The sequence below is a fragment of the Mycobacterium sp. smrl_JER01 genome, from assembly GCF_048513595.2.
Taxonomy (GTDB): domain Bacteria; phylum Actinomycetota; class Actinomycetes; order Mycobacteriales; family Mycobacteriaceae; genus Mycobacterium.
Map to the genome: position 1 here is coordinate 1,397,135 of NZ_JBLXXK020000001.1, position 18,646 is coordinate 1,415,780.

At 68.1% G+C, this 18,646-nt stretch carries 18 protein-coding genes; 13 read left to right on the forward strand and 5 right to left on the reverse strand.

Annotated features, from left to right (window positions below; genetic code table 11):
* Window position 1: 1 nt before the first annotated feature.
* The 3 genes from ACNUDN_RS06685 to ACNUDN_RS06695 are packed head-to-tail and all read left to right on the forward strand — an operon-like array spanning window position 2 to window position 4,145.
* Window positions 2-1,498, forward strand: a complete 1,497-nt coding sequence (locus ACNUDN_RS06685) for an MCE family protein (protein WP_419121218.1) — start codon at window positions 2-4, stop codon at window positions 1,496-1,498.
* 32 nt (window positions 1,499-1,530) lie between these two features.
* Window positions 1,531-2,667 (forward strand): MCE family protein, encoded by a 1,137-nt coding sequence (locus tag ACNUDN_RS06690; protein ID WP_419125039.1) that lies wholly within the window; start codon window positions 1,531-1,533, stop codon window positions 2,665-2,667.
* Complete coding sequence (locus tag ACNUDN_RS06695) at window positions 2,667-4,145, forward strand: MCE family protein (protein WP_419121219.1); 1,479 nt, start codon at window positions 2,667-2,669, stop codon at window positions 4,143-4,145. The genes ACNUDN_RS06690 and ACNUDN_RS06695 overlap by 1 nt, the downstream gene beginning before the upstream one ends.
* 28 nt (window positions 4,146-4,173) lie before the next feature.
* Here ACNUDN_RS06695 and ACNUDN_RS06700 read toward each other — a convergent pair whose 3' ends face one another.
* Window positions 4,174-4,689: an Rv2253/PknI dimerization domain-containing protein gene (locus ACNUDN_RS06700; RefSeq protein WP_419121220.1), complete on the reverse strand. Its 516-nt coding sequence runs from the start codon at window positions 4,687-4,689 to the stop codon at window positions 4,174-4,176.
* 142 nt (window positions 4,690-4,831) lie between these two features.
* Here ACNUDN_RS06700 and ACNUDN_RS06705 point away from each other — a divergent pair, with 142 nt between their 5' ends.
* From ACNUDN_RS06705 to ACNUDN_RS06725, 5 genes are all read left to right on the forward strand, one after another.
* Window positions 4,832-5,224 carry a hypothetical protein gene (locus ACNUDN_RS06705; protein WP_419121221.1) on the forward strand — a complete coding sequence of 131 codons (393 nt, stop codon included), beginning with the start codon at window positions 4,832-4,834 and terminating at the stop codon, window positions 5,222-5,224.
* Window positions 5,225-5,261: 37 nt separating this feature from the next.
* A complete protein-coding gene (locus ACNUDN_RS06710; RefSeq protein ID WP_419125040.1) occupies window positions 5,262-5,651 on the forward strand; it encodes an Rv2576c family protein in 390 nt (129 codons plus the stop codon).
* A gap of 34 nt (window positions 5,652-5,685) precedes the next feature.
* Entirely contained in the window at window positions 5,686-6,408 is a 723-nt protein-coding gene (locus ACNUDN_RS06715; RefSeq protein WP_419121222.1) for an Rv1363c family protein, read from the forward strand.
* Window positions 6,405-7,097: a hypothetical protein gene (locus ACNUDN_RS06720; protein WP_419121223.1), complete on the forward strand. Its 693-nt coding sequence runs from the start codon at window positions 6,405-6,407 to the stop codon at window positions 7,095-7,097. The genes ACNUDN_RS06715 and ACNUDN_RS06720 overlap by 4 nt, the downstream gene beginning before the upstream one ends.
* A 153-nt stretch (window positions 7,098-7,250) precedes the next feature.
* Window positions 7,251-8,489: a globin domain-containing protein gene (locus ACNUDN_RS06725; RefSeq protein ID WP_419121224.1), complete on the forward strand. Its 1,239-nt coding sequence runs from the start codon at window positions 7,251-7,253 to the stop codon at window positions 8,487-8,489.
* A gap of 131 nt (window positions 8,490-8,620) precedes the next feature.
* On the opposite strand, the gene ACNUDN_RS06730 is transcribed toward ACNUDN_RS06725, so the two are convergent.
* Window positions 8,621-10,336: an HNH endonuclease signature motif containing protein gene (locus tag ACNUDN_RS06730; RefSeq protein ID WP_419125041.1), complete on the reverse strand. Its 1,716-nt coding sequence runs from the start codon at window positions 10,334-10,336 to the stop codon at window positions 8,621-8,623.
* A gap of 200 nt (window positions 10,337-10,536) precedes the next feature.
* On the opposite strand from ACNUDN_RS06730, the gene ACNUDN_RS06735 reads away from it, so the two are divergent.
* The gene (locus ACNUDN_RS06735; protein ID WP_419121225.1) at window positions 10,537-10,839 is read left to right on the forward strand and encodes a hypothetical protein; all 303 of its coding nucleotides are present in this window, start codon (window positions 10,537-10,539) and stop codon (window positions 10,837-10,839) included.
* 93 nt (window positions 10,840-10,932) lie between these two features.
* On the opposite strand, the gene ACNUDN_RS06740 is transcribed toward ACNUDN_RS06735, so the two are convergent.
* Entirely contained in the window at window positions 10,933-11,493 is a 561-nt protein-coding gene (locus tag ACNUDN_RS06740) for a TetR-like C-terminal domain-containing protein (RefSeq protein ID WP_419121226.1), read from the reverse strand.
* Window positions 11,494-11,626: 133 nt separating this feature from the next.
* Complete coding sequence (locus ACNUDN_RS06745) at window positions 11,627-14,185, reverse strand: FHA domain-containing protein (RefSeq protein WP_419121227.1); 2,559 nt, start codon at window positions 14,183-14,185, stop codon at window positions 11,627-11,629.
* A 475-nt stretch (window positions 14,186-14,660) separates the two neighbouring features.
* On the opposite strand from ACNUDN_RS06745, the gene ACNUDN_RS06750 reads away from it, so the two are divergent.
* Window positions 14,661-15,224 (forward strand): TetR/AcrR family transcriptional regulator, encoded by a 564-nt coding sequence (locus tag ACNUDN_RS06750; protein WP_419121228.1) that lies wholly within the window; start codon window positions 14,661-14,663, stop codon window positions 15,222-15,224.
* On the opposite strand, the gene ACNUDN_RS06755 is transcribed toward ACNUDN_RS06750, so the two are convergent.
* Complete coding sequence (locus ACNUDN_RS06755) at window positions 15,208-16,404, reverse strand: NADH:flavin oxidoreductase (RefSeq protein ID WP_419121229.1); 1,197 nt, start codon at window positions 16,402-16,404, stop codon at window positions 15,208-15,210. The two genes, ACNUDN_RS06750 and ACNUDN_RS06755, sit on opposite strands and share 17 nt — an antisense overlap.
* Before the next feature lie 58 nt (window positions 16,405-16,462).
* Between ACNUDN_RS06755 and ACNUDN_RS06760 the strand changes: the two genes are divergently transcribed.
* The 3 genes from ACNUDN_RS06760 (at window position 16,463) to erm (ending at window position 18,636) form a co-directional block, all read left to right on the forward strand.
* Complete coding sequence (locus tag ACNUDN_RS06760) at window positions 16,463-17,320, forward strand: bifunctional methylenetetrahydrofolate dehydrogenase/methenyltetrahydrofolate cyclohydrolase (RefSeq protein WP_419121230.1); 858 nt, start codon at window positions 16,463-16,465, stop codon at window positions 17,318-17,320.
* Window positions 17,317-17,610, forward strand: a complete 294-nt coding sequence (locus ACNUDN_RS06765) for a DUF3017 domain-containing protein (RefSeq protein WP_419121231.1) — start codon at window positions 17,317-17,319, stop codon at window positions 17,608-17,610. The genes ACNUDN_RS06760 and ACNUDN_RS06765 overlap by 4 nt, the downstream gene beginning before the upstream one ends.
* 237 nt (window positions 17,611-17,847) lie before the next feature.
* A complete protein-coding gene (gene erm, locus ACNUDN_RS06770; protein ID WP_419121232.1) occupies window positions 17,848-18,636 on the forward strand; it encodes a 23S ribosomal RNA methyltransferase Erm in 789 nt (262 codons plus the stop codon).
* Window positions 18,637-18,646: the final 10 nt, after the last annotated feature.

Here is an 18,646-nt window from a genome sequence, read left to right on the forward strand (position 1 = left end):
GATGACCGCCAACAGGCAGTGGATTCCGCGGGTGCCCGCCGGGATGCGCGCCGTGCTGATCGTCGCGCTGGTGGCGCTGCTGGTCGCCGGGACGGCGTTCGTGGTCCGGCAGACCTTCTTCGGGCCCAAGACCATCGTGGCCTATTTCAGCTCGGCGACCGCCATCTATCCCGGGGACCAGGTGCGGGTGGCGGGCGTGCCGGTCGGCACCATCCGCTCGATCGAACCGCAGGGCACCAGGGCCAGGATGACGCTGGCGATCGACCACGATGTGCCGATCCCCGCGGACGCGAAGGCGGTCATCGTCGCCCAGAATCTGGTTGCGGCCCGCTATGTGCAGCTGACCCCGGCCTACGGGTCGAGTGAGGCGCCCGGTGGTCCCACCCTGTCCGACGGTGCCGAGATCGGGCAGGACCGCACCGCGGTTCCGGTCGAGTGGGATCAGATCAAGGAACAGCTGACCCGGTTGGCCACCGACCTGGGCCCCTCGAGTGCGGTGTCGACGACGGCGGTGGGTCGCTTCATCGACACCGCCGCCGACGCGATGGACGGTAACGGGGCCAGGTTGCGGGAGGCGATCGCGCAACTCTCGGGTGCGGGCCGCATTCTTGCCGACGGCAGCGGCGACATCGTCGACGTCGTGAAGAACCTGCAGGTGTTCGTCACCGCGTTGCGGGACAGCAATGTTCAGATCGTGGCGTTCCAGAATCGGTTGGCATCACTGACCAGCGTGCTGGACGGCAGCCGGGCCGATCTCGACGCCGCGCTGGACAACCTTTCGGTGGCGATCGGTGAGGTGCGGCGGTTCGTCGCGGGCAGCCGCGATCAGACCGCCGAGCAGATCCAGCGGCTCGGCGCGGTCACCCAGGTGTTGTCGGACGACAGCATGGCGCTCAAGAACGTGCTGCATGCCGCGCCGAACGCACTGGCCAACGGCTACAACATCTACAACCCCGACACGGGTACGGCCATGGGGGCGTTCGCGTTGGCCAACCTCGCCAACCCGGTCTCGCTGGTCTGTTCGGCGATCGGGGCGCTGTCGAACGTGACGGCCTCGGAGACCTCCCGGATCTGTGCGCAGTACCTGGGGCCGGCGCTGCGCCTGCTGAACTTCAACTATCTGCCGTTCCCGTTCAACTCCTATCTCGCCAAGGCGCCCAGCCCGGAGAACCTGCACTACACCGATCCCGCGCTGGCCCCGGGCGGGGTGGGTATGCCGCCCGGCGCGATGGAACTTCCGCCCGCGGTGTCGGCGTACACCGCGATCGGGGATCAGCCACCGCCACCCGGTTGGTACGACCCGTCCCGGCCGCCGGGCGCCTATGCGCCGCACGGGCTTCCGGCCAACCCGTCGCCGGCGCTGTACCCCGGTGCGCCGGTTCCCCCGGGGGTGCCGCCGGCTCCGGCAGCCTCCTCGGCCCTGCCGGCGCCCGGTCCCACCACCCTGCCGGACCTGCTGCTGCCCGCTGAAGCACCTCAGCCGGGGGTGGCGCCGTGAGCCGGGCCCGACTGCGTATCGGTGCGCTGGTCATGGGTGTGACGGTTGTGGCCTCCGGGTGCACGTTCCAGGGACTGAACTCGCTGGCGCTTCCCGGCACCGTCGGGACCGGGGCCGACGCGGTCACCTATCGGGTCCAGATCGCCAATGTCGGCTCGCTGGAGTCCAATTCGCCGGTCCTGGTCGACGACGTGGTGGTCGGCACGGTTGGCCGGATGACGGTGCAGGACTGGCATGCCGACGTCGAGGTGTCGGTGCGCCCCGGCACGGCGGTCCCGGCCAACGCGGTCGCCACCGTCGGTCAGACCAGCCTGCTGGGGTCGATGCATCTGGCCTTGAATCCACCGCTGGGCGAGGAGCCGGCCGGCAGACTGGCGCCGGGAGCGACCATCCCGTTGTCGCGGTCATCGACCTATCCGTCGACCGAGCAGACGTTGTCGTCGCTGTCGGTGGTCATCAACGGCGGCGGCCTGACCCAGATCGGCGACATCGTGCAGAACTTCAACGCCGCGCTCAACGGCCGCGAAGATCAGATCCGCGATCTGCTGCGCCGACTGAACACCGTCGTCGCGATGCTCGACAACCAGCGCGACGGCATCAACGCCTCCATCTCCGCGCTGAACCGGGTCGCGGGTACCTTCGCCGCCCAGCGCGGTGTGCTGACCGATGCGCTGCAACGGATCCCACCGGCGCTCGATGTACTCGACCGCGAGCGTCCGCGACTGACCACCGCACTGGAAAAGCTGGGCGGCCTCAGCACCACTGCCTCCGGGCTGCTCGCCGACTCCAAGGACGACCTGGTGCGCAACCTGAACAATCTCGAGCCCACCATCAAGGCGCTGGCCGACGTGGGCCCCGACCTGGCGACCGCGATCGCCTACCTGCCGACCTACCCGTACACCCAGGACTTCATCGACCGCGCGATCCGCGGTGACTACATGAATCAGTTCATCCAGTTCGACTTCACCATCTCACGGCTCAAACGCACGCTGTTCCTGGGTACCCGGTGGGGCCAGGAAGGCGCCACCCTGGTGCCCGCCCCCGGTGATCCGTGGTACCTGTCCTACACCTACGACCCGCTGCACATGCCGCTGACGCCACCGCCCGCCGATGTCGCGACTCCGCCTCCGCTGGTGGATCCCGCGGTCGCCGCCACGGGTGGCAACTGATGCTGACCCGCTTCATCCGCACTCAGCTGATCATCTTCTCCATCGCATCGGTGATCGGTATCGGCACCATGGTTTTCGTGTACCTGCAGGCGCCGACACTGCTGGGCATCGGTCGCATCACCGTGACGATGCAGCTGCCCTCGACGGGCGGGCTGTACCGGTTCTCCAATGTCACCTACCGCGGCGTCGAGATCGGCAAGGTGACCGACGTGCGGGCCACCCGGGACGGGGCGGAGGCGACCCTGTCGTTGTCCACCTCGCCGCGGGTGCCCGCCGACCTGCAGGCCGAGGTGCGCAGCGTGTCCGCGGTCGGCGAGCAGTACGTGGACCTGCGGCCCCGCACCGAATCCGGCCCCTATCTGGAGAACGGGTCGGTGATCGATGTGCAGAGCACGTCGATCCCGCAGGCCGTCGGTCCGATGCTGGACCGGGTGAGCGCACTGGTCGACAGCATCCCGTCAGGTCAGCTGGAGGCATTACTGGACGAGACGTTCCAGGGCCTCGACGGTGCCGGGTATGACCTCGGCTCGCTGCTGGACTCGTCGTCGCGACTGGCGGCCGACGCGAACGCGGTCGCGGACAACACCAGAACGCTGCTCGACGACAGCCGCCCGTTGCTCGACGGACAGGTTGAGACCGCGGACGCGATCCGCACGTGGGCCGGCTCGTTGGCCGGCGTCAGCGGACAGGTCGCCGCCGACGACCCGCAGGTGCGCACGATCCTGCAGAGCGGGCCGGGCGCGGCCAACGAGGTCTCGGCGCTGCTCGACCAGGTCCGTCCGACGCTGCCGGTGCTGCTGACCAACCTGACCACCGTCGGCCAGGTGGGTCTCACCTACAACGCATCACTGGAACAACTGTTGGTGCTACTGCCGCCGTACCTGGCGTCCACCCAGTCCTTCGGAGCGCCGAAGAACAACCCGACCGGGATGGCGTTGGGCGACTTCACCGTGACGATGAACGATCCGCCGGCGTGCACGGTGGGCTTCCTGCCGCCGTCGTCGTGGCGGTCGCCGGAGGACCTCAGCGACGTCGACACCCCCGACGGGCTGTACTGCAAGCTTCCCCAGGACTCACCGATCGCCGTGCGTGGCGCCCGGAACTATCCGTGTATGGGGCAACCGGGAAAGCGGGCTCCGACGGTCGAGATCTGCGAGAGCGACCGGCCTTACGAGCCGATCGCGTTGCGCCAGCACGCGCTCGGTCCGTATCCGTTCGACCCCAATTTGGTGTCCCAGGGCATTCCTCCCGACGACCGGGTCGACTTCGGTGACCACATCTTCGGGCCGATCGCGGGCACGCCCATGCCGGCCCCGGCTGGACCGCCGCCGCCTGCCCCGGCTGGTCCGCCGCCCGTGGCTGTCACCACCTATGACCCCGAGACCGGTCAGTACGCCGCGCCCGGCGGCGGCGTGTACAACCAGTCCGATCTGGCCTCGCCGGCCAAGACGTGGGAGGAGTTGCTACTGCCGAAGTAGCGCTACCAGCTCAGTAGCGCAATGAGACTCAGCTCTGCTTGACGAGCTTGAACGGCATGTTGATGAACACCGACTTGTTGATCCCGCAGGCGCCGCTGACTCCGGTGGCCTGATCCTCGCCGACGAGTGTCGTCGAGGACGGGTCGGTGGCGGTGCCGTCCGGGGTGGTCGGCCGGAAGCGGTAGATCCCCAGGCCGGGGGCGGCGGTCCCGTCCGGGCACGGGACCCAATTCTCCAGTGCGCGTTTGACGTACCAGACGCCGCTCTTCTGGTAGATCGGCGCCGACCAGCCCCAGTCGCTGGTCACGGTGCCGGTGCACTCGCCGGGATAGCTGCAGTCGGTGGTGATGGTCCAGGTGCTGCGGATGCTGGCCTGGTCGAAGAAGATCTCGTTCTTGCGTGCCCATTCACCGTTGGACGTCGCGACATACGTGCCGTTGAGTCCCCAGTCCGGGTTGGCGGCCGCCGGGGGAGCGGACAGCGTCGCCCCCACTGTCGCACCCAATATCGTTGCGGCGATGAGAGTTACGGTTCTTCGCTGCATGCGCTGTTCCTCATCGTATGCGGCCGGGCGGCCCTACCGAAGCGACCGACAGTAGCATTTCACCGGCTTGTCCGACAGCGAATTCACAGACCAGCTCGACATTTTCGCCCCGCGACGGCCCTCTTCGTGTCACAGTGGCAGGGTGCGATCGATCCCGGTTCTGGTGGCGGCAGTGCTGGCTGCGGTGACGACCGCCGTCCATCCGGCCCAGGCGCAGCCCGCGCCGGATCCGGTGCACTGCAACGATCCCTACTGTGTCCCGGGCATCACGCCGGGGGTGGTGCTGGGTGCCCCGTGTGCGGACACCTCTCGCTACGTCTTCGCCACCACGTCGTGGGGCCGGTTGGTGTTCTGCGGATCGCCGAGGCGTTATGAGCCGCGCTACTTCCGGTCACCGTCGATGATGGGCATCAAGGAGTTGGGCGCCAATTGCACCGGTTACGAGAATCGGGTCGCGCAGGCTCCCGATGGGCTGTTCCTGACCTGTGTCTCCACCGACGGCGCCGCCATCTGGAGGCCCGGGGACAATGCGTAGCGCTCTGCGCGCGGCTGCTCCCGCGCTCGTGTTCCCGATGCTGGCCGGATCCCTGATCGGGATCGGGATCGGGACCGGTGCGTCTGCCCACGCCCAGCCGCCGCTGCACCACATCAGCTATCGCGTCACCGCCGAAGAGCCGGTGTCGGCCGACATCTACTACCGCGAAGCGGATCCGCCGACGTGGGCGGACTACAGCCACAATCCCTACGTATTCAGCCCCCGGGCGGTGGTCGAGGTCGGACCGGATCGACCCTGGGTCTTCGAGACCTTCCTTGCCGACCCGAATCGGTGGGCTATGGTGACGGCGACCAGCGGGCTGGCGGCGATCAGCCCGCAGTTCCGGTGCGAACTGGCGGTCGACGGCGTGGTTGTCGCCAGCAACAGCGGTCCGAAGGGTGCGCTGTGCGCGATGCGCCACTGGTGAATACGGCCGGCGCCGCGGGCCGGCCGAAGAGAGGATGGGCGTGACGTCCGACGAATCACGCAAGCCCGTCGAGGGTGCCGATCTGGCCGACGACGATCGAGAATTGCTGGCCGAACTGGCCGAAGCGGAGGCGGCCGAGGCCGAGGCGCGCGCCGCCGCCGCACGTGCCCGCGCAGCGGCCATCCGGCTTCGTCAGCACGCCGACGAGCCGGTCGTGGCCGATGTTGCCGAAGGGGAGCAGCCGAACGGCTCGCCGTCTCGCCGCTGGCGGTGGCCGCATCGCAGCACCGTGGCCGGTGTCGTCGCGGTGGGGTGTACGGCAGCGCTGCTGGCCGCGAGCGGCTACATGACCTGGCAGCACCGTGCCATGATGCAGACAGAGCAGGCTTCCGCGGAATTCAGTGCTGCCGCAAGGCAGGTGGTGGTGACCCTGCTGTCCATCGACTTCGGTGATGCCCAGGCAGACGTGCAGCGCATCCTCGACGTGTCCACCGGCGAGTTCCGTGAGGACTTCGAGGCCGCGGCAGATGATTTCGTCAAGGTCGCCCAGGATGCGGCGGTGACCACTGAGGCGCAGGTGACCGCGGCCGCGGTGGAGTCGATGACGCCGGACTCTGCGGTCGTGCTGGTCACCGCCGCGACAACGGTAACCAACGCCGCCGGAGCCAAGGACGATCCGCGGTCGTGGCGGTTGAGTGTCAACGTCGCGCGTGACGGCGACCAGATCAAGATGTCGAAAGTGGAGTTCGTGCCATGACCGTCGACCCGTCGCCCGGCGAAGTCCGTGAAAAGACGTCGGACGAGCACCCCGCCGCGGACGCCGCGGAGCAGGAGGAGCCCGCCGAGGACGCCGCGGAGCAAGCGCACCCCGCCGAGGACGCCGCGGAGCAGGTGGAGCCCGCCGCGGACGCCGCGGAGCAGGTGGAGCCCGCCGCGTCGCGGCGGGGTTTCGGCGCAGTCCTGCGGGCTCGCTGGCGCTCGATCACGATCGCGGCGCTGCTGACGGCGTCGATCGCGTTGGCCGCGACGTTATATTTCGGCCAGTACCGGCCTGACGCCGGGATCGGCGAGGCGGCCCGCACCGCAGTCGTCGACGCCGCTTCGGCCGGCACCGTTGCTCTGCTGTCGTATGCCCCCGACACCCTGGAGGGCAACCTGGCGGAAGCCCGGTCGCAGCTGACCGGGGGATTCCTGGATTACTACACGTCGTTCACCGACGATGTGGTGGCTCCCGCCGTGAAGGATCGCGGCATCTCGGCCCAAGCCTCTGTCGTGCGCGCCGGCGTCATCGAGCTGCAGCCGGATGCAGCCAAGGTGCTGGTGTTCCTGAACCAGACCACCAGCAGCCAGGACAGGCCCGAGCCGGCGATGACGGCCAGCAGTGTGATCGTCACGCTGACCAAGGTCGACGGGACGTGGATGATTTCGGCGTTCGACCCGGTCTGACGCCGCTTCTCGACCGGCCCGCGGGCACGTCACGTGCGTTCTCGCAGGTCTAAAATCCGCACGTCGTGACGTGTTTGACGGCACGTCCCTAAAAGTCGCATCCCAGATGCGGAATTACTAACGTCACGGGTACCACCTTCGAGAGGACACCCGATGACCGTCGCCCCCGCCGAACGCGATACCGCCCCAAGGGAACTGGAACCCGCGCACGCACGACTCGTCTCCGCGACCCTCCCGCTGATCGGGGCGCACATCGACGAGATCACCACGCAGTTCTACCGCGGGATGTTCGCCGCCCATCCGGAGCTGCTGCGCAACCTGTTCAACCGCGGCAATCAGGCCCAGGGCGCCCAGCAGCGTGCGCTGGCTGCGTCGATCGCGACGTTCGCCACTCATCTGGTGGACCCGGAACTGCCGCACCCGGCCGAGTTGCTGTCCCGGATCGGGCACAAGCATGCGTCGCTCGGGGTTACCGCCGACCAGTACCCCATCGTGCACGAACATCTGTTCGCCGCGATCGTCGAGGTGCTCGGCGCCGACACTGTGACCGCTGATGTGGCGGCAGCCTGGGACAGCGTGTACTGGATCATGGCGGATACGCTGATCGAGCTGGAGCGCGATCTCTACCGAAGCGCCGGAGTGGCCGACGGCGACGTGTACCGCCGTGCCCGGGTGGTGTCGAGGGTGGACGATCCCTCGGGTGCGGTGCTCGTCACGGTGCGTGCACTTGGCGCACCCTTCGGCGGTTTTGCGCCGGGACAGTATGTTTCGGTCGGAGTCACACTGCCTGACGGCGCTCGTCAGCTCCGTCAGTACAGTCTCGTCAACGCCTCGGGGCAGGACGGGTTGACCTTCGCTGTCAAGCCGGTCGAGGCGGTCGCCGCCGGCCCGGCCGGTGAGGTGTCGTCGTGGATTGCGGCCAATGTGTGCGTCGGCGACATCCTGGACGTCACCGTGCCGTTCGGTGATCTACCCGCTCCGGACGCAAACAAGCCGGTGGTTCTGATCTCGGCAGGGATCGGCATCACTCCGATGATCGGGATCCTGGAGTATCTGGTCGCTTCGGCGCCGAACACTGCGGTGCGGGTCCTGCACGCCGACCGCGACGACCGTGCGCATCCGTTGCGGGAGCGGCAGCATGAGCTGGTAGCGGCATTGCCTGATGCGCGACTGGACGTCTGGTACGAAGACGGTCGGACAGCGGGGACGCCGGGTGCGCATGCCGGGCTGATGGATCTCGCGCTCGTGGAGCTGCCCTCGGATGCGCAGGTATACCTCTGCGGGAACAGCGGATTCGTACAGGCGCTACGTGGTCAGCTCCTTGATCGGGCGGTGCCGGGCAGCCAGTTGCACTGCGAACTGTTCTCGCCCAACGACTGGTTGCTCGGATAGCCACCTGCTGTTCGGATGGCCCTGCTGTTCGGATGGCAACGCCGTTCGGATGGCAACGCTGTTCGGAGAAAACCACTTCCGACAACGACCCCCGGAAGGGGCGTGCGGGCCCGATGGGGCGAACCGTCCGCTCAGAACGGTGGTGGGTCGTGCCCGTGACCGGGCAGCCGATCGGAGCGGCCGTGGTGGTAAGCCCCGGACTCTGTCTCATCATCGGGCGATAGTTGTAGTCGACCGGCCTGGTTGCGCCGTCGTTCCGCATAGATGGCGCGGGTGCGATTGTGGGACCGAGGGTTTCGGCGCTTGGGCATCATCGCGCCGCGGTTCGGGCGGATGTCGGGTGTGGGTGGTTGCCCTTTCCAGAGCGTGGCGGTGGGGCGGCACAAGGTCGGAAACAGCAGTCGGCTGCCGGGAAGTGTGGTGTAGGTGTGTCCGGTGGGTGCGGTCCACACGACGGTGCCGTCGGGGTGCTGGCGGTCCCGCCAGCCGCCGGCCCCGGCCCAAAAGGTCTTGAGGAGATGATGAAAACGGCAAAGGCACTTGAGGTTTGACGCATGTGTCGGGCCGACCGGGTGGGGTACTGTGTGGTCGATATCGGCGAGCGTTGCCGGCGTGTCACAGCCGGGGAAGCGGCAGGTGAGGTCGCGGCAACGGACGAACTCCGCCAAGGCCTGAGAGGGCGCATAGCGCGGCTCCGGGCCGGCCAGGCCGGGATGGACGATTTCACGAGTGGAGCCGTCCTGGCACATTGCCTCCAGCAGCGAGGTGGGGGCCAGGCCGGTGCCGAAGACGTACGCCGACCCCTCGGACATGTTCGGCTTGAGTTCCGGCTTCGGCGCGATTGTTCGGTGCGGGGAGTCCGGCGGCACGTGGTTCTGGCGTCCGAGATTCGGCGGACCCTCAAGATCCCGAGATGTGGTGACATCGTGGTCTCCCTCGGCCGCAGTCTCGGCCGTTGGCTCTGCTGTCGGCTCGGTCTCGGGTGTCTCGGCCGGCTTCCGTTCGGCGACGTCGTCCAGGGTTGCGGTGGTTCGGTCGGTGATGAGGTAGACGGTGGCGTCGCGGACGGGCCGGGGACCCGAGGCGGCCTCGCAGTCCTCGGCGCCGCAGTGGCAGGCGAGCGTGGGGATACCGGCGAGCAGTGCGGTGTAGGCCTCGGCTTGGCGCTCTTCGAGGGATCGGGGGTCGTCGGGGCAGACCCTATGGGCCATCTCTTTGATGACCCGTTCCGCGGTCGCGGCATCGGTGGCATAGATGCGCGCCCAGATACTGGTAAATCCCGGTTCATCGACCCGACTGCCGAACTGCACGCATCGGCCGGGGGTTGCGTCCTTCTTGGTCCTGACGGCATCGGGGTCGTGGCGCTCGACCAAGGCGTCGATGGCCAGTTCGGTTTTGGCCGCTGACAACGCTCCCCATGCGACGATCTGGCCGGCCAATGCGGCGTCCACCGCGGCCATCACCGCCGCGTCGGTGATTAGGTAGGTGCGCCAGATGATGGTGCGGACCAGCATGTCGCTGATCAGTCCTGCCAGGAAGAGGGCCCCGACTTTGGGCAAGCGATCGCGCAGTGCGACGCCCCGGAAGGTCTGGTGGGAGGCCAGCCCCTGGGTGATGTTCTGTGCCGCGGCCAGTTCGGCGAGCACTGCGGCCTCCGGGTCGACCCACCACGACTCGCGGTCATCGGGTGCCAGGGCGGTGCGGCGGGTGAAAATCTCGGCCATCACCGCCAACTTGCGTGCGCAGACTGCATTCTCGGCGCGAGCGCAGGCCCGCGCTGCGTCGATCAACTCGGACGCGGACAGACCAGCAAGCTGGTCAGGCTCCGGAACGCGTTGATCGAACATGTGTTCGACTATAGAGGAGGGGTCGGACATCCAGGTCGGACATCTGATGACAGTCCGACCTTGACAGTCCGGGCAGGTTCTGCCAGCTCGGGGTCGAATTTCTGCCAAACGACATGGTTTGTGCGGGGCGGCTAGTTCTACCTGTCAGACCGCCCGGAGAAATACCACCGAAGAGAAACACCACTGACAAGGACACCACCATGAAGAATCTCACCGTTGCCACCGCTGTTGCTGCCGGACTGTCGGCTGCCGCCCTCGGGTTGGCCGCCCCCGCGTTGGCGGCGCCGACCGCCGGGGGCGCCGATGCCACCATCGCCGAGCTGGAGGCCCAGGGCCACCGCGTGGTGGTCAACCGGCTCTCCGACACCCCGCTGCGCGAGGCGTCCGTGGTCGGGGTCAACAAGGGCGGCGATATCCGCTCCACCATCCGCGATTTCCGCTACGACCGGACGTATCAGAACACCAAGACCGGCGCCAGCGTCTACTACGTCGACGTCCGCTGAGCGGACAAGACAGCTTCGGTCCGCTGAGCGGACAAGACAGCCGCAGTCCGCTGAGCGGACAAGACAGCCGCAGTCCGCTGAGCGGACACGCACCTAAGTTCCGACAGCGCGGGCGACCAGGTCGGCGATCATGCGGCAATATTGCGGATCGACCGGCAGGTCGCTGTATAGGGCCAGGGTGTGTAGCGGAGACGCCAATAGGTTCAATGCGACTACCGGTTTCACATCGTCACGTAGCTCGCCGCGTTCGGCGGCCCTGCTGAAGATGACCTCGATCGCAGTCAGGCGCACCGCCCAGAATCGCGTCCTGGTGTCGTGGTCGACGGCCTGCGATTTGGAATCGACGACCATCATGCGTGTGATCCGACGTCCCACGGGCTCGTTGACGAGCGCGGCGATCGCCAGCGCGAGTTCGTTGAGATCGCCACGCAGGGAACCCGTATCGGGCATCGAGATAATCGTGTCGCTGTAGCTGAGTAGCGCTTCGACAATGAGATGACGTTTGCTCGCCCACGTCTGCTGGAGGTAGTCGCTGCTCAGCTGTGAGCGCACCGCCACCCCTTCTATGCTGAACCGATCGATGCCCCATTGCTGGAGCTCAGCCAAGGTGGCTTCGAAGGCGGCGGCTCGCTGTGATATGTCGACGTCAGACACGCATTCCCCCCAATTATGGTCTGCGCGCAGAGCGTACAAAGGTTCTGGCCAGTTGCCCGGCTTTCCGAAGATTTAGTTGCCGACGCCAGTAGTTGGCAGACCGGCAGAAAACACCTGCGGGTCTGTGCCAGAATCACGCGGCCTTGAGCCTGATCCGCCAGCGGACGAAGGCGAGATAACCCACGCTGATCGCCGCAAGCATGCCGATGTCGAACAGCCAGGCGCCCGAGTTGTGTTCCCAGTGCCGGTCCTGGGGCGTCAACGGCCCCGGCACCAGCCGGATGAGGTCGACGGTCGAGGCGGAGGCCGCGAAACCCCACCGGGCCGGCGTGAACCACGACATCTGATCGAGCACCACGCGGTCGGTCACCGGGATCATGCCGCCGGAGAACACCAGCTGACTCATGATCGCGACGACCAGCAGCGGCATGATCTGCTCGGCGGACTTGGCCAGCGCCGACAGCGCCAGGCCGACCATCGCCGCGGCCACGCATGTCACCGCGATGTCGGTGAACAACTCCAGACTCCGGTTGCCGATGACCGCGCCGCTCTCGACCGCGCCCGGGCCCCAGCCCTTTCCGATGATCGCGATCGACGTCACGATCGCGGACTGCACGACGGCGAACGCGGTGAACACCACCACCTTCGCCATCAGATACGCCGACGTCGACAACCCGACCGCCTGCTCGCGCCGGAAGATTGCGCGTTCCGAGATGAGCGCGCGGATCGTCAGCGCGGTGCCCATGAAGATCGCGCCGACGTTGAGCATCACCAGGATCTGTCCCGGTTCGTTGGGCGCTTCGCCGCCCTCCATCGCCGTCCTCGGCACGCCGAACCCGACGTCGCCCGGTACCGACAGCGACAGCACTCCCATGATGAATGGCAGCAGCATCAGGAACGCGAAGTAGCCGCGGTCGGAGATGACCAACCGGATCTGACGCCGCGCAATGGTGGACAACTGTCGGCGCAGGCTGGTGCGGGTCGGGCTGCCCAGTTCCGAGGGCGTCAGCGCCGGTGGCTGCGGCGGCGGGGGGCCGTGTTGAGCCAGGTAGCGCTGCGCGGCGGCATCAGGGTCGCCGGCGACGGCGCTGAAGATGTCCGCCCAGTTCGTGGTGCCCATCGACGGGCCGATCTGGCTGGGCGGTCCGTAGAACGCGGTCTTGCCGCCCGGGGCGAGCAGCAGCACCTGATCGCACACGTCGAGGTAGGTCAGTGAGTGCGTTACGACGAGTACGACACGGCCGGCGTCGGCGAGCTGCCGCAGCATCGTCATGACCTGACGGTCCAGCGCCGGGTCCAGACCCGATGTGGGCTCATCGAGGATCAGCAGCGACGGTCCGGTGAGCAGCTCGAGCGCGACGGACGCGCGCTTGCGCTGACCGCCGGAGAGCTTGTCGACTCGGGTGTCGAGGTGCTTGGTCATTTCCAGCTCTTCGAGCACCTCGTTGACGACCTGTTCGCGGTCGGCCTTGGTGGTGTCCGGTGGCAGCCGTAGTTCGGCGGCATACATCAGGGCCTGTCGCACCGTGAGCTGGCCGTGCACGACGTCGTCCTGCGGAACCATCCCGATCCGGGAGCGCAGCGAGGCGTACTCGGCATGCACGTCGTGTCCCTCGAATGACACCTGGCCCGTCGTCGGATGGGTGTACCCGGCGACCAACCGCGCGAACGTGGACTTTCCGGCACCGGACGGTCCGATCACCGCGGTCAGGGTGCCGGGGCGAGCCGACATCGAGATGTTGTCGAGCAGGGTCTTGTTGTTCTCGATCGTCCAGGTGACACCGTGCACATCGAGGCCGCCGGTGGCCGTCGCGGCGGCGGTCTCGGTGCGACGGACCAGGGTGCCGTCGCGGTACACCAGGTCGACGTTGCCGATCGTGACCGTGTCGCCCTCGTTGAGCGCGGCGCTGTCCACCCGTGAGCCGTTGACGAATGTGCCGTTGATGCTGCGGTTGTCGCGGATCTCGGCGGTCCCGGCAGGACCGGGGATCAGCGTCGCGTGATGGCGGGAGGCCAGCACGTCGGGGATGACGATGTCGTTGTCGCTGGCCCGGCCGATCTTGATAGATCCCGGCGGCGTCTCGGTGGGCCGTCCGGGCCGCAGGATCCGCAGCATGCTGGTCGCGATGTTGCCGTCGCCACCGGAGCGCGGCGCCGCGGCGGGCCCCATCACGGTGGCCGACTCCATCGCCGGCGACGAGATGGGTTGCTGGACCGGGACGGGCCGGGACGGGCGGGGCGCGCTCGGATACGGGCGCTGCACCGGAGGGCGGCCCGTCGGCGGGGGTGGCTGCGACGGCCAGGTGCCGCTGGGTCGCGCCGGGGCCGACCGGTCGGCGAGCGGAACCGCCACCGTCGGGGGCGGCGACCCGGCCGAACCTTGATGGCGGCCGACCTCGAACACCAGCAGGGGTCCGTCGGGGTTGCCGATGTGGACCTGGGCGCCGTCGGTGATCTCGGCGGCGGGCACCCGTCTGTTGTTGACGAAGATGCCGTTGAGGCTGCCGTTGTCGATGGCGACCCACCGGCCCTGGTCGAAGCGCAGCACCAGATGGGCGCGCGAGATCAGGGGGTGGGCGATCCGGATGTCGGCGCGCAGGTCCCGGCCGACGACGACGTCGTTGCCGGCCGCGAAGGTACGCGTGGATCCGTCATACCGAACGGTCAGCGCGGGGGGTGCTGGTCGGCTCACGGAGCCGCTCCGGCGGCGACATTAGACATCGCGGTCAACCATATCGGTCCGCGCTCGGAGGGGGTGGCTCCACCTGGCGGTGTGGGTGATCTGTTGCAGCGCCGTTATCTGCCCGTTCTCACCGTGAGCGCCCGGCGTCGACCCGCGTCGCCCTGTCCCGGGCCGAGCCGCGGAAGGCGCCGGGGCGCGATGACGCGTTCGGTCGGGTGCGCACTCGCAGTGACCTGGAAGGGCTACCCGGCCTCGATGGCTGGTCGCACTGTGGCGGTCGTCGCGACACGCCCGCGGTGTTCATCGGCTACGCGGTCGAGCGTGCCGGTTGGGTCGGTCTTGCGAAAGCCGATGCAGGACAGGCGAACAGCGTGCTCGCATCCCGGCCTGCCGGCGCTCGACAGCAGCGCTCGGCGGCGCGTTTGAGGGTGTCCACACATGCGAGATCCATTTCAGAGGGGAATCGCTATTTTAGGGTGGAGCAATGCCGCGGCCCGCCCGATACACCGTCGACGTCCTGCTCGACGCCGCCGCGCAGTTGTTGGCCGAGCAGGGGCCGTACGCCGTCACGATGTCGGCAGTGGCGCGCAGTACCGGCGCGCCGAGTGGGTCGGTTTACCACCGGTTCCCGACTCGCGCGGCGTTGTGTGGCGAACTGTGGATGCGCACCGAGGAACGGTGTCAACAGGAACTGATGGAGGCCCTGTCGCAGGACGGCGACGCCCAGCAGCGCTGTGTGGCCGGCGCGCTGCGCCTCGTGCAGTGGTGCCGAGACCACCCGGTCGAGGCGCAGGTGCTGCTCGCCGACCCGAATGAACTCGGGTCGGGGGACTGGCCCGACACCGTGGTGGGGCGGCGGAAACGGTTACAGCGCAAGCTGCGAAAGGTGCTCGCCGAACTGCCCGACGACAGCGCCCGGGTCAACGCCGCCATCATGGATGTGCCCGCCGCGATCGTGCGGCGTCACCTGCGGGCGCGTCAGAGCATCCCGGCCGGAGCGGACGTCATCGTCGAGGACTGCGCCCGAGCGCTCATCGCCCCGAGCTGACCGGTGACGGCGAGCCGGTCCGTACGCAGTGGGTGTGGCTGTAGATCGTCGGCATACACAGATTGCAGTGATCGCAGATCGACTTCACCGCGCTGTCGGCCTGGATCCGGGTGAGCAGATCCGGCTCGGCGAGCAGCGCCCTTCCCATTGCCACGAAGTCGAAGCCCTCGGCCATCGCGCGGTCCATCGTCTCGCGGTTGGTGATCCCGCCGAGCAGGATCAACGGCATCGTCAGCTCGGCGCGGAACGTCATGGCGTCACGCATTAGGTAGGCCTCGTGATAGGGGTACTCCCGCATGAACTTCTTGCCGGTCATCCGGATGCCCCACCGTAGCGGCGGTTTGAACGCGTGGGCGAACTGCTTGACCGGGGCGTCGCCCCGGAACAGGAACATCGGGTTGAGCAGCGAACTGCCCGCGGTCAGCTCGAGTGCATCGAGGCCACCGTCCTCCTCGAGCCATTTGGCCGTCTGCAACGACTCCTCCAACGGGATACCGCCGCGGACCCCGTCGGACATGTTGAGCTTGGCGGTGACCGCGATCTGGTCCCCGACGGCCCGCTTGACCGCCTGCACCACGCCGCGGGCCACCTTGGCGCGGTTGGCCAGGGAGCCACCGAACTCGTCGGTGCGCCGGTTGATCAGCGGGGACAGGAACGCGCTGGCCAGGTAGTTGTGACCGAGGTGGATCTCGACGGCGTCGAACCCCGAGTCGATGGCCAGCCTTGCGGCGTTGGCGTGCGCTTCGGTCACCTCGGCGATGTCCTCGCGGGTGGCCTTCTTGGCGAACCGCATCGACAACGGGTTGAAGAACCTGACCGGCGCCAGCGCCTGGGCCTTGTTGGTGCGGGCATTGGCCACCGGCCCCGCGTGCCCAATCTGGGCGCTGATCGCGGCGCCCTCGGCGTGGATCGCGTCAGTGAGCCGGCGCAGCCCCGGCACTGCCTCGGGTCTCATCCACAGCTGCCAGCCATCGGTGCGACCGCCCGGTGCGACGGCGCAGTACGCGACGGTGGTCATGCCCACCCCGCCGGCAGCGGGCAGTCGGTGGTAGGTGATCAGATCCTCGGTGACCAGCGCGTCGGGGGTCGACGCCTCGAACGTCGCAGCCTTGATGATGCGATTACGCAGGGTCAGCGGACCGAGCTTGGCCGGACTGAACACATCGGGTGGGACTGTCATGTCGCCGAGCATGCCACGCCTGCGGCCCGCGACAACACTGCCTGACACAATGAGGCGCGTGGGTGCAAGCACATTGGACGGCAAGGCCACGCGCGACGAGATCTTCGTCGACCTCACCGAGCGCGTCGCGCGTCTCACCGAGGCGGGGCACACCCCCGGGCTCGGCACCGTGCTGGTCGGCGACGACCCCGGCTCGCAGGCGTACGTGCGCGGTAAACATGCCGACTGCGCGAAGGTGGGCATCAACTCGATCAGGCGTGATCTGCCCGCCGACATCACCCAGGAGGTTCTGCTCGAGACCCTCGACGAGCTCAACGCCAACCCGGACTGCACGGGTTACATCGTCCAGCTGCCGCTGCCGAAGCACCTCAACGAGAACGCCGCGCTGGAACGGGTGGACCCGGGCAAGGACGCCGACGGCCTGCACCCGATGAACCTGGGCCGGTTGGTGCTCAACGAACCTGCACCGCTGCCATGCACCCCGCGCGGCATCGTGCATCTGCTGCGGCGCTACCAGGTGGAGATCGCGGGCGCGCACGTCGTGGTCATCGGCCGCGGTGTCACGGTCGGCCGTCCGCTCGGGCTGCTGCTGACCCGGCGCTCGGAGAACGCGACGGTCACGCTGTGCCACACCGCAACCCGGCACCTGCCCCAGATCGCCCGTGAGGCCGACATCATCATCGCCGCGGCCGGGGTGCCGCACATGGTGACCGCCGAGATGGTCCGTCCCGGTGCGGCCGTCGTCGATGTCGGGGTCAGCCGCGACGAGGCCGGCAAACTCGTCGGTGATGTGCACCCGGACGTGTGGGAGGTGGCCGGGCATGTCTCGCCGAACCCGGGCGGCGTCGGCCCGCTGACCCGGGCGTTCCTGCTCACCAACGTCGTGGAGCGGGCCGAGGCTCTCGCGACCCCGTGACCGTGAGGCAGTTCGCGCGCAAGGTGTTCACCGGGCAGTGGCCGATCCTTGTCGTCGGCCTGTTCCTCATTGCGGCGTTCGCGCTGGTGGCGACCGGCTACTGGCGGCGCGGCGCGTTGGTGATGGCGATTGGGGTGGCGGTGGCGTCGGCGCTGCGGCTGGCCCTTCCCGACGAACGGGTTGGACTGCTGGCGGTGCGCAGCCGCACCGTCGATTTCGTCACCACCGCCTCGGTGAGTGCGGCCATGCTCTACATCGCGTGGACCATCGACCCGCTGGGCACCAGCTGAGTTCGCACCCTTCCGCGAAAGTGCCACCAGCGTCGCGAAGCTCGCGTGACCACGACCGTGAGAGCACCCTGGCGGTAATTCGGTGGAAAGCCCCGCCGATGATCTGCCACGCTGGCCGAATGGGTGACACCAACATCGCAGTGATCCGGATCCGCCGCAGCTAGCGGCGGACCGTCTCCTACCTCAGCGCTCCGCCGCGCCGATCGTCCCTCCCAGCCGATCCCGCGGAGCCTCTTCATGTCCACTTACCGTGGCGGCCGTCACGAGCACGGCCAGAACTTCCTCGTCGACCCCGCGATCACGGACCGAATTGTCGGGCTGGTCGCTGCCACCTCCGGTCCCATCGTCGAGATCGGTCCCGGTCGCGGCGCCCTGACCCTGCGCCTGCAGGACCTCGACCGTCCACTGACCGCCGTCGAGATCGACGCGCGCCACGCCCGGTGGTTGCGTTCGCGGGCAGAGCCTTCGACGTCGATCGTCGAATGCGATTTCCTGCGCTGGCGCATCCCCGGCCATCCCCATGTTGTCGTCGGCAATCTGCCGTTTCACCAGACCACCGCAATGCTGCGCAAGCTGTTGCACGCACCGCAGTGGACCCACGCGGTGTTGCTCGTGCAGTGGGAGGTCGCACGCCGACGCGCCGGTGTCGGCGGGGCCACGATGATGACCGCCCAATGGTGGCCGTGGTTTGAGTTCGGTCTGCAGTGCCGGGTTCCAGCCGATGCGTTCCGTCCCCGCCCGACCGTCGACGGCGGACTGCTGGCGGTGACGCGCCGCCGGGATCCGCTGCTGCCGGTGCGCGACCGCGGCCGGTACCAGGGTTTCGTGAGCGCGGTCTTCACCGGCAGGGGACGCGGTCTGGCCGCCATGGTGTCGGGTGTGTGCGATCGCCGGACGCGTCGCGCGGTCGTCGCCTGGCTGCACCGGGAGGGGATCGAGGGAGCCTTACCCCGCGACCTCACCGCGGCGCAGTGGGTGCGGCTGTTCCGGGTGGCCCATACCTTCGCGAAAGTGCCATCACGGTAGTGAGACCCGC